Below are 13,942 nucleotides of genomic sequence, written 5' to 3'. Positions count from 1 at the left end.
TATGCCTAAATCTTCGCACGAGACAGAACGGGCTGGTCACAGCACAGCATTGTTTGACGACCCTTTCTTGGGGTACTGTATCGGCCCGATATGACACGATGATTGATACCACGATCTCAATTGCTATGAAGCTGATTCGCTTTGAGGGAGTCGACTTCGTCGGTTTACGGATTCTGCCGGTCCTACGATCTGTCGTATGCTGAAGCCGATTCTCCCGCAATTACACCCATTACAGCTATTACCCTCTGTTACAAACTGTGGTGTATGCCCATCGACATCGACCGCTTCGAGCAAGGATCCAGCGAGGACCTCCGCTCGGGCGGCCGGACGAACGCTGAGGACATCCTCTCGTTTCTGGCGGCCCACCCAGAGCAAGCGTACACGCCCAAGGAAATTCACGAGGCGACGGATGTTGCCCGTGGGAGCGTTGGTGTTGTTCTGTCACGGCTCGAAGACCGTGACCTCGTGCGACATCGTGGTGAGTACTGGGCCATCAGTGATGCCGAGGACATCGAGAAGACGCTCAGTGCGATGGCCACGGCTCGTGCAGCGACTGATCGTCTCGGTTCCGAAGATCCCGAGGAGTGGGGGTCTGGCATCGACGAATCTGAGGAGCAGGAGTGATGCCCTACGAACAAGGCGATGTCTGGTGGGGACCTGCGCCACACAAATCTGGACCGTCGTACCGACCGTGGGTCATCGTCAGTGACAGCTCCCACCCGTTCGCACACACGGAATGCATTGCACTCGCGATGACAACACAGCAGCACTCTGGCGCAATCCCTGTCGCAGACGATGGCTGGCTCGAGGGCGGCTCAGATGCCGATGCGTATATTTCGCCGTGGTACACGACGACCATCAAGCATCGTGACTTTGACCAGCAGCAGGGAACCCTTGCACCGTCGCTCGTCGCCGAAGCCGTGACGGAACTCCATCGATACACACCAGCACCCGACACCTGACGGTTATCGTCACCCAAGGGCCTGTTTCGAACCGACGGCAACAATTCCTCGATATCCGCGTCCATGCCTGACTCTGTGAAAATATGGTCGGGAACAGAATCCGGAAGAAGCGACTCTGTGTGACTCACTCTCACGCTGATGCATACACGCGCGGGTATTAATTGGACTGGAGGGGGGAGGGGGCGAATCGCGCTGTGATGTGCCTGCAAACACCCGGGACTGTCGACGTTGATTGCTTATGATATCCGACCTGAGTACGGACAAGTCCTCCTCTCGAGACTGGTGGCATCAGCCGGTCTCACTGCCTTCCTATAGTACTGCGGCAGCTGTATAGCCAGTAGAGGAACTCGCGAATCAGCTGCTACAGGACTGTTAACTCTCGCCAGGGTCGGTTGGTGGTCTCACGCGGTTTCGGCGCCCGCACCGCCAACGACGAGCGTCGGGATCTCGGTCAGTCTGACTACGCGCTCTGTCGTGCTACCGGCGGTGGCGATGCGTGAGAGGCCGGTTCGGCCCTGCGTTCCCATGACGATGAGGTCGACCTCGTAGTCGGTGGCGGCGTCGACGATCTCTTCACTGGGCGTCCCACGGCGCAAGTGGCGCTCGACGTGAACGGCGCGCTCGTCGCCTGCTGCATCCACCGCGTCCAGCACCTTCTCGCCGGTTGCTTCCTGGTCCTCGACGGCAAAGTCCCAGTGACCGTCCGGTCCTGCCTGTTCGACGACGAATAGTGCATGAACTTCCGCGTCGAACTGTGTCGCGAGCGTCAGCGCGTGCTCGATGGCAAGGTCGCTGTGCTCGCTCCCATCGGTCGGAACGAGGATACTATCGTACATGTCGGCTTCAGCGCCCGGCACACGCATAAACTGTGACCCCGGCCACCAGTTAGTGAGCAGGCAGACTCCCCAGTAATGTGAGCAACATAGCGACGGCAAAGCGGCCGTGTCCTTTCTGACCGGCCCCACTGGTGGGCGGCGATTCCGCTGGCAACTATATCTCAGTATTCGAATATATGGCCGGTCTCAGAATCGGTCGGTAGCGGCTTCGAGCTGCTGACTCCCAATTCCGATCCCTGCACGCGCGGGTATTAACTGGAATGAAGGGGGGAGGGGGCGGATGGCATCAGTTCTTGCCGCTATTTTACTATCGCTCACCTTCCCCGTTGTCGCCGAAACACTCTAGGAAATCCGGCTAGTCAACTTGACATATACACCGATGACTGATCCCGACTCACAGACTGCGACCACCAACCGGAAAGCCGAGATCGTTGCCGCACTCGACCTGTCTGAATTCACGCCAGACGCCTACACCGACCCGTCGTATCTGGCAGCGGCGCTCGATGCCGGCTTCGACGTCGCCGATCTGGCCATCGCACACGAGGTCTCGAAGCGGACCATCTATCGCGCGATCAACCGCCACGATATCGAGCACGAAACGCCGCCGAAGAACGGCCCCGCTCGCCGGCTCTGGAACAGCTATCCCGACACGTATTCGTCTTTAGCTAAGACTCACACCTCGGTTGTGTAGCGGTAGCGAGCGTCTCTTGTAAGATCGGTCGTTGTTGGTGGATTTTCTGGGCATCTTCGATTAGCCGCTCCAACAACGGCGGTGGCGAGTAACCGAGGTACTCACCGAGTTCGTGAAGGATGAGCTGGGCGTGCGACCGGAAGGTCGCCGCCCAGCGTTCCGGCGGAAACACGATCTCATCGTCGGCCTGCTCAGTGACCAGATCCAACAACTCACGACTCACCAGCAGTGACAGCAACGCTGCGTACAGTAGAATCTTCACGACATCAGGGTTGTTCGTGTCGAATTCGTCCAGTTCGTACTGCGTCTTCAACTCACGGAACAACGTTTCTACTTCCCATCGACACCGATACAGCGTCGCTAGATCCGCCGGGAGAAACTCCTCTCTCGGTAGATTCGTGATGTATAGGTGGTAGTCGTCGGCGTCCTCGTTGCGGACGCCGACGACGCGAAATCGCTTCGTGTCCAGCGACCGGGTTCCCTCGTACTGGCCACGCTTGAACTCCGCTTCCACCTCTACGTCGATGTACTTCCGCGAGAGATCATCGACCACATCGTGGATCTGTTTGCCCTCCAAGGGAATGGCGCGGCCGCGCCATTCCCGTAATTCCGCCGTTATCACCGGATTTGCGTTCTGCTTCAGCCGACTCACGAAGTAGCCGTCGTTCTCGTCGATCAACGCAAAGCGGCGGTATTTGAAGTACGCTCGATCAAACAGAACCAGTCGTCCTTGCAGCCACGATCCTGTCTTGAATAGCGCGCTGTCGTGCGTTTTCTCATCAGTCACATCGATCCGTTCTATGGTCTGGTCGGTAGCGTTGTGGAGCAGGTGGAGCTTCGCTCCAGCCTGCTCCTCGTGGCGGGCTTGAAACTCATCAGAAAGAAACTCGTGCAACCGCAACACCGTTCCATCAGCGATCATCACGTCCCTGAACCGGTCGATATCAGCATCAACAGCATCAGGGACAGCGACTTCGTCGAGGCCGCGCTCGACGAGGTCGCGGAGATACTCTGCGAGTAACGGTGTCAACCGGTGATAGAAGCCGCCAGAAGAGATCGGTTCGTCAGCTGTAGCGTTGTAGCAGCGTCTAAACCCAGCGAGTGTTCGGCTCTCGCCTGCGGCGAAGCCGAACACGAGCGCCCACACGAGGACAGGAATCTGGAGCTTACCCTCTCGCTCGACCACGCCGAGTTCCTCGGCGTGCTCTTCGAGGAACTCAGAGGGAAACAGTGTAGTGAGCCGACGCATGATTCTCGATGAGGAGGCTCTGTTGGACACAGCTATCGCCTCCTCATTCCTCTCGAAAAGAAGCCTCGATAAGCCGCTGCTGTCACGCGGTTTCTCTCTTAGCTAAAGACGGATGGTTCCGTTAGTTGTTTGTGCAAACACTTGCTCGTCACCGGCACCTAGGAGAAATGTCTCACTGGAAATCGTCGTCTGAGCTCGCTCAAATGAAGAGAGTCTATCGACCCACGTGATCTGTCCGGCATCTGTTCCGACAATGAACCTGTCCAAGGTCGAAGTTGTTTGTGTTACGGGCGTCTCAAAGCGTCTCTCATAGCGTTCCGTACCGTTCTGAAGTGAGAGCTCATATAATGTCCCAAAAGTTCCAGAAGGTGCTTGCGCTGTCGACTCTGCAACTAAAAGGGATGATTCAGTTTTGTGGACCCCTTGAACTCGGGCATCCATTCCAAATGACGATCGCCACTGGAGCTGGCCAGTTGTCCGATCAAGTGCGGCGACGTTACCGTCTGCTCCAACATATACATGGGTATCGACAGGAAGAGGGCCGACAGTTGTTGACGGCCAGTCCTCCGGCTGCCACGCCCACAGAAGTGTTCCGTTGCTGGGTGAGAGTGCGACGACGCCTCCTTGGTTACCGAAGTAGACCGCCGTATCATCAGCTGCAAGTTGGTCGTCTGGTGCGGCAATCACGGTGAAGTCGATTCCATCGATCGACGACTGCTCCCAGCGAAGTGTTCCATCACTCGTCTCAAGGGCTGCAAGGGAGCCGTTCGCCGCGTAGAGGGTCTCATCCGAAACAGTGAGCGCTGAAGCGAGGTTATTCACGGCCTGTGTCCACAATTGCTCACCACTCGATGCATCGAACGCGTAGATCTGTGCTTGTGCACCACGGGGGCCGCCTCTCTCGCCGGCGTAGATGTGTCCATCTGAAGCAGTGAGGCCAGTTATTCGTTCTAGATCAATATCCCACTGTCGTGTCCCGTCTGTTGCATCAAAAACCGCGAGCTGGCTATTCCCAGATTGACTGCTATGATACCCACCAACTGCAAGCCATCCGTTCGTTACACAGGGTGGGGACAGTGATGTTGGTTCAGGAACTGATGCGGTCCATTGCGTCCCATCTGGCGATTGTGAAAGAATTGTCCCCGAGCAGCCAGCGAGGACACCTGCCAAGAGCGTACCACTAGTGGCGAGGAACGAACGGCGGGAGGGCATACAGAAATCCACCCACCCGAATCATATAGACATTCTGTAAGCTATATCTAGAACCCCACTCTGTTACATTCTCACTCTACATCTAACGATTAGCTGCACCACTCCTGTTTCGCGACTGGGGAATCCAATAGAGCTACTGAAACCACTATACAGGTCAGTTAGACGGACTCTTGGGCATGTCCGGGCTATCTATTCGTAGTGGTCGCGACTCGCGAGTCTCGATGCAGTGTCTTTCGACGAATCGCACACCACCAGCACGTCGAGTGGCCCACATATGACTCGACGCCGCTGTACGATCGAACCTCGCTCGCCGGGTTAGAATCGGACGTTCGAGTCGTCTCGAGTGCCTGGTTTACGCACCCTGATCATAACTCACTCGAACAGCTGGTCTGCTCGATTCCTCTGGCCTACTTCCGCTTCGAAGCCCACGACTGCTACGGAAGTTCGACACGCTACGAGATGGATACCCTCTTTCGCGTGTTCGTGCTGAAAGAACTCCACGGATGGAAGCACGAAACATCTCTCGTCGAGTACCTCGATGGCCACCCTGGACTCTGCGGACGCCTAGAGTTTGGGATGGTGCCCGATCAATCGACACTGTGGCGCAGCTGGAACGAGCGCTTCACGCGAGATCTCCGCGAGACGGTCCAGAAAGCGGCTCGAACGATCCTCATCAAAGCGCAAAACGCAGATGTCGCCGTACCACGCGAACCAGAACGAAATTCCCGTCAAGGCCACGACGCCGCTGATTCGAACCCTGACGACCAGGCCATCCTCAACAAGACAGGGACGATTACCAAGCACGTCAGTCGCGTCGCGTTCCCCGCGTTCTCGCTCAACCGTGTCGAGCGCTGTGAGATTCCCGAGAACGCCTACTGGGGCTTACAGACCTACTTAGGACTCCGTGAGAACTTGGCCGCCAACGAGGGCGCTCGCAGCTTCATCCACGAGTCGACGCGTGATCGAACACCACTCGGGCACGGTCATCGCGACCAGATCCGTAATCTCTCTATCGAGCAGATTCGCGAGATGTACCGACAGGCGGTCCGACAGCTCATCAATGAGATCGCAGCGACGGAGGAGTTCTTCCGCGCAGGCATCGTCGCGATCGACATCACGGAGGCCGACCCCTTTACCGGCGACCGCACCGGTCACGAAGACGAGATCATCGGGACGAAGGAGAAGACCGACGAGTACGCCTACCAGTGGGCGACAGCGCAACTAGTCGGCAATGCGGTCCCGCTCGTCCTCGATGCTCGCCCGGTGCGGAAAGGCGAGTCACGCCAAGAGATTGTCGAGGACCTGCTGGATTCGGCTGAAGAACTCGTTCACGTTGATAACGTCCTGATGGACCGGGAGTTCGACAGTCAGCACGTCTTGGAGATGATCAGCCAGCGCGGGCTCTCTTACGTCGTGCCGAAGCGGATGCAGACGAGTGAGAAAGCCCAGGCCAAGCGGTTACTCCAGCATGGTCAAGATCGGTACGAGACCGACCGGAAGCTCCACCTCGGCAAGAACGAGTGGCACGAGACGACGCTGGTCTACCGACGGAAAGAGGACTCAGAGCATGACGATCACCGGCAGTATTCGGTGTTCATGACAAATCGGGGGAGTGGACACCTCACGGAGTACGGCTACAGATGGGAGATTGAGAGCGGGTACAGGTCGATTAAGCGGTTCATGGCTGCGACGACCTCGAAGGATTTCGGGCTCCGGTTCTTCTACTTCGCATTCGCGTGTCTGTTGTACTCTATCTGGCGGGCAGTTGATTTGCTCGTGCAGGTTGAGTTGACCGGAGAGTACGAACATTCGCCGGTGGTGACGGCTGATAACACATTGACGCTGCTGAAGAAGGAGACTGGGATCGGATAGTAGCGTCCTCGATCTGGGTCAGCGCAAATTTCCGAGTGGCAACGCTATTGAGAATCTCGGGAACATGGCAATATAGTTGTTAGTGCGACAGGAAGAAGCGAACGAAGGGTGATCTGAGTCAGTTTCTGCTGATTGAATCGGCCGATACCACGCATTACAGCCCCGCTAAACCCGCTGTAGTCTCAACTTCCAAGGCGCGACAGTAGTTGAGACTGGCCTTCTCAATGCACAGAGGCAATATCGGTTTGAGTCAATTACAGTACATCACGTCTTCCTCCCATCATCACTGTCTCACTCAAGGAGGGGAACAGCATCGGTCCACAGTCGTTGGAAGTACTGCTCAAACTCGGAGACTACTTGCGAATCTTTGATCCCGATCACACCGATCCTGTCTTCGCCAGATACTGGATGTAGCACATCGATCGTCGTCTCCACATTGTCCACGATATCAAACGAAAGCGCAATCTCAGGAGTCGTTCTGACAGTTATGTTTGCGGGCTGGTTTTCAATTAGATGTGGGAATCGGTCGGGGAGTACGGTAACTGCTTTTTCACTGAAGAGGAGGTCAACAGACAAATCCGTATTAGCACCCTCGAAAAAGCCTTCCACTTCAGATTGGAGTGTCTCCCACGTCGCATCCTCGTAGGGAGGCCCGACAGTTGCTTTGACAACATTCTCCGCGGTTCGCATATGCTGCTGGAGCGCTGTACTCATTTCGTCACTCCCGAGCGATCCAAGCCAGAAACTACTCTCTGTTGGTGGTGTCGGCAAAAGGTTCGAACGAACTGTTTCTGCTTTCTCGCGGTAACGATCCCACTCTTGTTTCAGTTCATACGCTCGTTCAGCCAGAAGCCTGTCGACGACGGTTTCTGGCTGTACGGCCACGTACCGATTTGGGTCGCTTGACTGTCTCCAAATCAACTTGCGAGCTTCAAGGCCGTTTAGTACGTCGTAGATACGGCCTTTTGGGACTCCACTAGTATCAGAGAGTTCAGCTGCCGTCACTGCTCCTGTTACGAGAAGGGTTCGATATACCTTCTCCTCATAACTTGAGAGTCCAAGCTCGCCCAATTCCGTCATGCTTTGTCATTGTGCCTCCAAACAAATTGTAAGTGCTGTTTTGTTTCAATAGTCGTATCTCGGGGGCTTCGAGACCTAACGATATGCATCCATACGTACTGCTCGCTGGTGCAATACTCTCCGAATTATTCGGGACAACTGCCCTCAAACTCTCCGATGGGTTTTCACAACCGGTTCCCAGTATCGGGGTTGTCCTCGGATATGGGGCAGCGTTCTATCTACTATCCCTGACGTTAGAGGAATTACCGATGGGTGTCGTCTATGGGACATGGGCAGCATTGGGTATTGTCGGTGTAGCAGGTATCGGGGCCGTTATTTTTGATGAACCAGTTGATCTGGCAGGCCTTCTCGGAATTGGCCTCATTATCGGTGGCGTCTACTTCGTCAACGTGGTGTCACAGATGTCTGCCCACTAAGATGGTGGGCACAGGGGCCTGTGTAGAAACAACCGAAAAGTGGCACTGTGTTCCAACATCTTGTTCGTCCGCTCTTGAGTAGTTGTTCTCCAACGATGTCAAACAGGTATGATGTGATCATCGCTGGAGCAGGTCCAGCGGGGGCGCAGTGTGCACGAGACCTAGCTGACCGTGGGTACGATGTTGTCGTCCTAGAAACCGAAGCAGAAGATGAATTCCCAGCTCAAAGTAACAAATCTACCGGCGGAACGTTTGCGTCAATGATGACCTCCTTCGGCATCCCGGACGACGTCGTTATGCACGCGACTGAATCAGTAGTTCTTGAATCTCCAAATGAACACTTTATCCAGGACCAGCCGGGCTTTGTCTTGGACTTCGAGGCGTTCAAGAAGTTCCTTGTCGAGGATGGTCGTCACAAGGGTGCTGAGTATCGGTTTGATTCTCGTGTTCGTGACCCGATCGTCGAAGATGGTAATCTCGTTGGTGTCCGTTATAACCGTGACCAGGAGGTCTTTGGCGAAATCGTTATTGATGCTACGGGTCCGTCTGCGCCACTGGCTAAAGGTCTGGGGATAGCCAATCTTGAGCGGGAGAACCACGCGATTGGTATTGAATACTTATTCGAAGGCGTCAATCTCAATCATCCCGATTTTGCTGATCTCACTGACGCGATGATGTTGCGGTTGGACCACGAGTACGCCCCTGGAGGTTATTCGTGGATCTTCCATACGGGTGACGACACAGCAAAAGTCGGTATCTGTTACATCCAGAATGAACGCTATCAAGAAAACGCCATTCACGATCGCACCGTCGACGGGTATCTTGAACATTGGCTTGATACTGACCCACGGTTCGAGAACGCCAGACAAATCGCAGAGAGTCCAGTTCGGGGATCAGCACATGTACAGCCCCCCGGATCGATGAGTACTGATTCATTTATGGCGATCGGTGATACTGTCCCATCGGTTGATCCTGTCTGGGGAGAGGGAATCTACAAGTGTATGAAATCAGCTCGCGCAGCTGCAATGACAGCCGACCGCTGTCTGACGAGGACGAAAAACATCTCTGCTGAGGAGATGGGAGTCTACGACGACCTATGGAACGAGCAAGTTGCCCCCAGACAAGACCGTCGATTGATGATGACGAGGTTGCTATACCTTGCACCAAACGAACGGTACGACCGACTCATGCAAGATCTGAACAAGCTTTCTCGAGATACCCTTTCAGATATTAACGATGGCAGCAAGCGGGAAATTGTAAAACTGCTGTATCCTAGTGATCTATCCTACCTCTGGAAATACTGGCGAGAAACACAGTTTGGGAGTGTCTCTTACTCCAGCTAACCACAACACTTCCGCTGATGAATCCAACTTCTATCCGATCTTGATCAACTGGTCTTGGACGTTTTGCTATCAGCACCCACATGGCTATGCCCCCCGAGTCGCGTCGAACAGTCTTTCGCCAAATAGCTCATTGTTCCTATGTCGATTGGCCAACGTATGGGTCTAGCCCGCTGTTCGATCGTTCGTCGCTTCCCGCACTGGAGTCGGATGTCCGCGTGGTCGCAAAAACGTGGTTCCAACAAGACGAACACGAGGGCGTTGAACCATTCGTCCACACATTACCGCTTGCATACGTCCAGTTCGATCCCCACGACCGGTATGCAGGATCGACGAGCTACGAGATGGAGACACTATTTCGCTTGTTCCTGCTGAAAGAATGCTATGGCTGGAACCACGAGACGGCCCTCGTCGAATACCTCACCCAGCACCCTGATTTCAGCGAACAGATCGGCTTGGAGTCGGTCCCCGCTCAGTCAACCCTGTGGCGCAGTTGGCACCATCGCTTCACTGCAGATCTCCGGGACACGGTCGAAACCACAGCGCGAACGATCCTCATCAAAGCCCAGAATGCGGGTGTCGCGGTTCCGCGTGAGCCGGCACGAAAGCTCCGATACCACGGGAGTGAGTCTGGTGAGTCAGAACCGGACGACCAAACTGCGTTAGAGCAGGCAGAGAAGATCACCGACCACGTCAGTCGCATTGTCTTCCCAGCACTCTCGCTGGATCGTGGGGACGGCTGCGGGATACATGAGAACGCGTACTGGGATCTGCAGACGTACCTGGGGCTTCGCGAGCGGTTGGCTGCGAACGAAGGGGCTCGCAGTTTTGTCATTGAGTCATCCCGTGACCGAACCCCGCTGGGACACGCTCACCGAGAGCATATTCGCGATCTCGCAATTTCAGAGATTCGTGAGATGTACCGACAGGCCATTAATAGGCTCCTAAGCGAAGTTGCGGAGACAGAGCAGTTCTTTCGAGCGGGCATCGTCGCGATCGACATCACTGAAGCAAATCCCTTCACCGGCGACAGGACCGGGCACGAGGACGAGATCCTCGGGACGAAGAAGAAGAACGACGAGTATGCCTACCAGTGGGCGACAGTCCAATTAGTCGGCAACGCCGTCCCGATCGTGCTTGACGCACGGCCAGTTCGGAAGGGTGAATCTCGCTTAGAAATCGTCGAGGACCTCTTGAACTCTGCTGAGGAGATGGTTCACGTCGATAACGTGCTGATGGACCGGGAGTTCGATAGCCAGCACATCTTAGAGATGCTCAGCCAGCGTGGGCTCTCCTACGTCGTTCCCAAGCGGATGCAGACCAGCGAGAAGGCCCAGGCGAAGCGGTTGCTCCAGAGCGGTCAAGACCGCTATGAGACCGACCGGAAGCTCCACCTCGGCAAGAACGAGTGGCACGAGACGACGCTGATCTATCGTCGAAAAGAAGATTCAGAGCACGACGACCATCAACAATATTCGGTGTTCATGACGAATTGCGGGAGTGGTCACCTCACGGAGTACGGCTATCGCTGGGAGATTGAGAGTGGGTACAGGTCGATCAAACGGTTCATGGCTGCCACCACGTCGAAGGATTTCGGGCTGCGATTCTTCTACTTCGCGTTCGCGTGTCTGCTGTACTCTATCTGGCGAGCCGTCGACTTGCTCGTCCAGGTTGCGTTGACTAGTGAGTACGGGCACTCGCCGATGGTGACGGCAGATAACACATTGACGCTGCTGAAGAAGGAGACCGGAATTGGGTAGAGAGGCACTCAGTCCAGGTCAGCGCGCCGTCTGAGTGGCTACACTGTTGGGAGTCTCGAAAATTCGCCCATACAATTGGAAGTATGACAGGAATGGCCGCTTGGGGAGTGATTTGAGGTGGTTTTCGTTGACTGAATCGGACAAATTCACACATCACAGCCCCGCTAAACCCGGTGTAGTCTCAACTTCCCCGGCTCACAGTAGTTGAGCCCGGCCTTCTCAATGCATATGGTATTCTAGCGCAGTTCATAAATAGTATGAAGGCGTAGTCTCGGATAGAACGATGGCAAGAATTACCGGCTCCTATCCAGATGACCTTGACCTCCTCATCGAGGGTGCTGTCGAGGCTGGTGTGTTTGGGGGCAAGAGCGATGCGTTGCGAGAATTCGTGCGTGAATACTTTGAAGACCACGAGAACGAACGTATTGCAGCTGCCGTCGCCCTCTACGAACGCGAGCGGATCACGCTCGGTGATGCCGCGAGACTTGCTGATGTCGACCGGTGGACGATGCGTGACATCCTCCGTGAGCACGGTGTTGAACTCCGCCTCGGACTTGTTGACGAAGACGACGCAGCGTACGAGGTGGAGGCAGCAAGCGAACTCGAATTCGATGATGAGGACTCGGGCAACGAGGGATCGTCTGCGAAATGACCGGTGGTGATATTCCAGCGAATCCGAGCGTCTTGAACACGACTGTCCTCTCGAATTTTGCGTACATCGATCAGCTGTGGGTAGTTGCTGGCCTCTCTGGAATCTGTACGGTACCAGTCGTGCGTGAGGAGCTCGAACACGGCATCGATAATCACCCATATCTCCAGGAAGCACTCGATACGCTTGATGACGAAATCCCAGTCGCGACGATTTCGGATACTGTCGCAAACAGAGAAGCCGTTGTTGGTGGGCATCTCGACCCCGGGGAAGCACAGGCGTTCGCCCTCGCTGACGCACACGACGGTCGACTGCTGACAGACGACGGAGATGCCCGGTCGTTTGCGAAAGACCAGGGTGTGACCGTTGTCGGGTCGGTTGGCGTTCTGTTGGCTGCAATCGATGCTGGGAAGATCGATGAATCAACCGCTGATGAGTGGCTGTCGACGTGGATCGACGAGATCGGCTACTACGTCCCGTATCGAACGATCTCGGAATATCGATGACTGATTTAGAGTTCGAAACACCTGATTAGTGTGCCCGTGAACACGTCTATTACCGATGAGTGAAGCCGACAGACGACTGTCCGAGGGGAGCGAGCAACGGTTTCTAGATCTGTACGCTCATCTGTTGGTCTATGTCAACGACCGATTCGAGGTCATCGAAGAGATCGAAACGGTCGCTGATCTTGAACAGCACTATACTGACGAGCTCCTCCCGCTCCGAAACACGCTGTACAACGAGTCGACGACGGACCTGATAGAGGACTTCGTTGAAGAGAACCCTCCTGACCTGTCGGAGGCTGATCTCGAACAGATCGCAGCGTGGACTGATTTCGTCGCCGGTGAGTTCGTCGTCGTCCGCTATCGCGAGGACGACGCGATCTTCCTCGATTGGACAGAACCGCCGCAAGCCTACGCAGTCCGCCCGGCTCGGCTTCCGTTCGCCGAACTGTGGGACGAGTCCGCACTTCCAGTGCCAGTTTCGAGTGTCGTCCTATTGCCGTTCGAGGACCAGATCGTCTACGACGGGTGGATCGGGGTCAAGAACATCATCTTCGGGGGTTCCCTCAGTACTGACATCGATGACGAGTACGAAGAGGCCAAACATCGCTTCGGCATCATCGACTCGCTTCCAGTACCCAAGGAAGACGAAAAGACGGACGCCGAGAAGTTGCGCTTCTACATGAAGAACAAGCGCAACCGAGAGCGATACGCGTCGGAGATCGAGCAGTTGCGGGAGAGAACCGACGAACTGGAGCGGATTTACCACCAGGAAATGGGGAAGGCCCGAGCCCGCAGCTTGGGTCGCGAACTGCGCGAGTTGGGACTCAACGAAGCCTATGTAGCGATCTACGATGATCGGATCATCACTAGTGGCCCCTCCGAATCCGAGGTTCGCAAGCTACTCGAAGAGATTATGCCCGCTGGGAAGGCTGACCACCCCTACATCTACCACTTCGATCCCTGACCGAGAGTCCACAGCTACGACTGGAGTTGCGTGACAGTCGACGCGATTTCGCTTTTGGTCGGTGCGCCGGAGAACTCAAACATTCTGTCCCCGACACCGAAAGCGTATCTCTGGTAGGAGACATCGACGTGAATCCAGCATTCGATATCGCTGTCTGTCGCCTCACACTCGGCTTCACCTGTATTCTCTCCGTGCTTCAGCACGTCGAGCAGGTACTCTTCGATACGTGGCGCATTTGCGATTCGTAAGAGATGATCGGCAGCGACGTTGTCCAACATGTCTGCTGGGGTCCCGTACCCTTCGCCAACGAGATAGAACTCGCCGTCGTATTCGTGTGACTCGACCTGGACACGGAGTGCGTACGTCTCAGCCATATCGGTAGTTCCGAAGAGACACGTATCAGAC

15 protein-coding genes are annotated in these 13,942 nt (G+C 55.4%); 10 read left to right on the top strand and 5 right to left on the bottom strand.

Features of this window, described 5'->3' with window-relative positions; all coding sequences use genetic code 11:
• The first annotated feature begins 264 nt into the window (after positions 1 to 264).
• Positions 265 to 624, top strand: a complete 360-nt coding sequence (locus tag AMS69_RS12135) for a MarR family transcriptional regulator (protein WP_053968316.1) — start codon at positions 265 to 267, stop codon at positions 622 to 624.
• Positions 624 to 962 carry a type II toxin-antitoxin system PemK/MazF family toxin gene (locus tag AMS69_RS12130; RefSeq protein WP_053968315.1) on the top strand — a complete coding sequence of 113 codons (339 nt, stop codon included), beginning with the start codon at positions 624 to 626 and terminating at the stop codon, positions 960 to 962. Before AMS69_RS12135 ends, AMS69_RS12130 begins: the two co-directional genes overlap by 1 nt.
• 401 nt (positions 963 to 1,363) lie before the next feature.
• On the opposite strand, the gene AMS69_RS12125 is transcribed toward AMS69_RS12130, so the two are convergent.
• Complete coding sequence (locus tag AMS69_RS12125; RefSeq protein WP_053968372.1) at positions 1,364 to 1,798, bottom strand: universal stress protein; 435 nt, start codon at positions 1,796 to 1,798, stop codon at positions 1,364 to 1,366.
• 379 nt (positions 1,799 to 2,177) lie between these two features.
• On the opposite strand from AMS69_RS12125, the gene AMS69_RS12120 reads away from it, so the two are divergent.
• The gene (locus AMS69_RS12120; RefSeq protein ID WP_053968314.1) at positions 2,178 to 2,489 is read left to right on the top strand and encodes a hypothetical protein; all 312 of its coding nucleotides are present in this window, start codon (positions 2,178 to 2,180) and stop codon (positions 2,487 to 2,489) included.
• On the opposite strand, the gene AMS69_RS12115 is transcribed toward AMS69_RS12120, so the two are convergent.
• Together AMS69_RS12115 and AMS69_RS19735 are read right to left on the bottom strand one after the other, a co-directional pair.
• Positions 2,464 to 3,738, bottom strand: a complete 1,275-nt coding sequence (locus tag AMS69_RS12115; protein ID WP_053966624.1) for an IS4-like element ISHma1 family transposase — start codon at positions 3,736 to 3,738, stop codon at positions 2,464 to 2,466. The two genes, AMS69_RS12120 and AMS69_RS12115, sit on opposite strands and share 26 nt — an antisense overlap.
• 102 nt (positions 3,739 to 3,840) lie before the next feature.
• Positions 3,841 to 4,950 carry an outer membrane protein assembly factor BamB family protein gene (locus tag AMS69_RS19735; RefSeq protein WP_077067794.1) on the bottom strand — a complete coding sequence of 370 codons (1,110 nt, stop codon included), beginning with the start codon at positions 4,948 to 4,950 and terminating at the stop codon, positions 3,841 to 3,843.
• A 198-nt stretch (positions 4,951 to 5,148) separates the two neighbouring features.
• Here AMS69_RS19735 and AMS69_RS12110 point away from each other — a divergent pair, with 198 nt between their 5' ends.
• Positions 5,149 to 6,822 carry a transposase gene (locus AMS69_RS12110; RefSeq protein WP_053968313.1) on the top strand — a complete coding sequence of 558 codons (1,674 nt, stop codon included), beginning with the start codon at positions 5,149 to 5,151 and terminating at the stop codon, positions 6,820 to 6,822.
• Between the two features lie 291 nt (positions 6,823 to 7,113).
• Here AMS69_RS12110 and AMS69_RS12105 read toward each other — a convergent pair whose 3' ends face one another.
• Positions 7,114 to 7,902 carry a TrmB family transcriptional regulator gene (locus AMS69_RS12105; protein ID WP_053968312.1) on the bottom strand — a complete coding sequence of 263 codons (789 nt, stop codon included), beginning with the start codon at positions 7,900 to 7,902 and terminating at the stop codon, positions 7,114 to 7,116.
• An 83-nt stretch (positions 7,903 to 7,985) separates the two neighbouring features.
• Here AMS69_RS12105 and AMS69_RS12100 point away from each other — a divergent pair, with 83 nt between their 5' ends.
• The 6 genes from AMS69_RS12100 to AMS69_RS12075 all read left to right on the top strand — a co-directional run bounded on the left by AMS69_RS12100 (position 7,986) and on the right by AMS69_RS12075 (position 13,537).
• The gene (locus AMS69_RS12100; RefSeq protein ID WP_007107477.1) at positions 7,986 to 8,318 is read left to right on the top strand and encodes a DMT family transporter; all 333 of its coding nucleotides are present in this window, start codon (positions 7,986 to 7,988) and stop codon (positions 8,316 to 8,318) included.
• Between the two features lie 95 nt (positions 8,319 to 8,413).
• The gene (locus tag AMS69_RS12095) at positions 8,414 to 9,661 is read left to right on the top strand and encodes a digeranylgeranylglycerophospholipid reductase (protein WP_053968311.1); all 1,248 of its coding nucleotides are present in this window, start codon (positions 8,414 to 8,416) and stop codon (positions 9,659 to 9,661) included.
• 80 nt (positions 9,662 to 9,741) lie between these two features.
• Positions 9,742 to 11,418, top strand: coding sequence for a transposase (locus AMS69_RS12090; RefSeq protein WP_053968310.1), 1,677 nt, complete (start codon positions 9,742 to 9,744; stop codon positions 11,416 to 11,418).
• A 283-nt stretch (positions 11,419 to 11,701) separates the two neighbouring features.
• Positions 11,702 to 12,070, top strand: a complete 369-nt coding sequence (locus tag AMS69_RS12085) for a UPF0175 family protein (RefSeq protein WP_053968309.1) — start codon at positions 11,702 to 11,704, stop codon at positions 12,068 to 12,070.
• Positions 12,067 to 12,573 carry a twitching motility protein PilT gene (locus tag AMS69_RS12080; RefSeq protein ID WP_053968308.1) on the top strand — a complete coding sequence of 169 codons (507 nt, stop codon included), beginning with the start codon at positions 12,067 to 12,069 and terminating at the stop codon, positions 12,571 to 12,573. The genes AMS69_RS12085 and AMS69_RS12080 overlap by 4 nt, the downstream gene beginning before the upstream one ends.
• Positions 12,574 to 12,628: 55 nt before the next feature.
• Positions 12,629 to 13,537, top strand: a complete 909-nt coding sequence (locus AMS69_RS12075) for a hypothetical protein (protein ID WP_053968307.1) — start codon at positions 12,629 to 12,631, stop codon at positions 13,535 to 13,537.
• Between the two features lie 14 nt (positions 13,538 to 13,551).
• On the opposite strand, the gene AMS69_RS12070 is transcribed toward AMS69_RS12075, so the two are convergent.
• Positions 13,552 to 13,911: a hypothetical protein gene (locus AMS69_RS12070; RefSeq protein WP_053968306.1), complete on the bottom strand. Its 360-nt coding sequence runs from the start codon at positions 13,909 to 13,911 to the stop codon at positions 13,552 to 13,554.
• Positions 13,912 to 13,942: the final 31 nt, after the last annotated feature.

Source organism: Haloarcula rubripromontorii, from assembly GCF_001280425.1.
Classification (GTDB): domain Archaea; phylum Halobacteriota; class Halobacteria; order Halobacteriales; family Haloarculaceae; genus Haloarcula; species Haloarcula rubripromontorii.
Note: the sequence above shows the minus strand (reverse complement) of the source record. Positions and strands in the feature narration are given on the sequence as shown.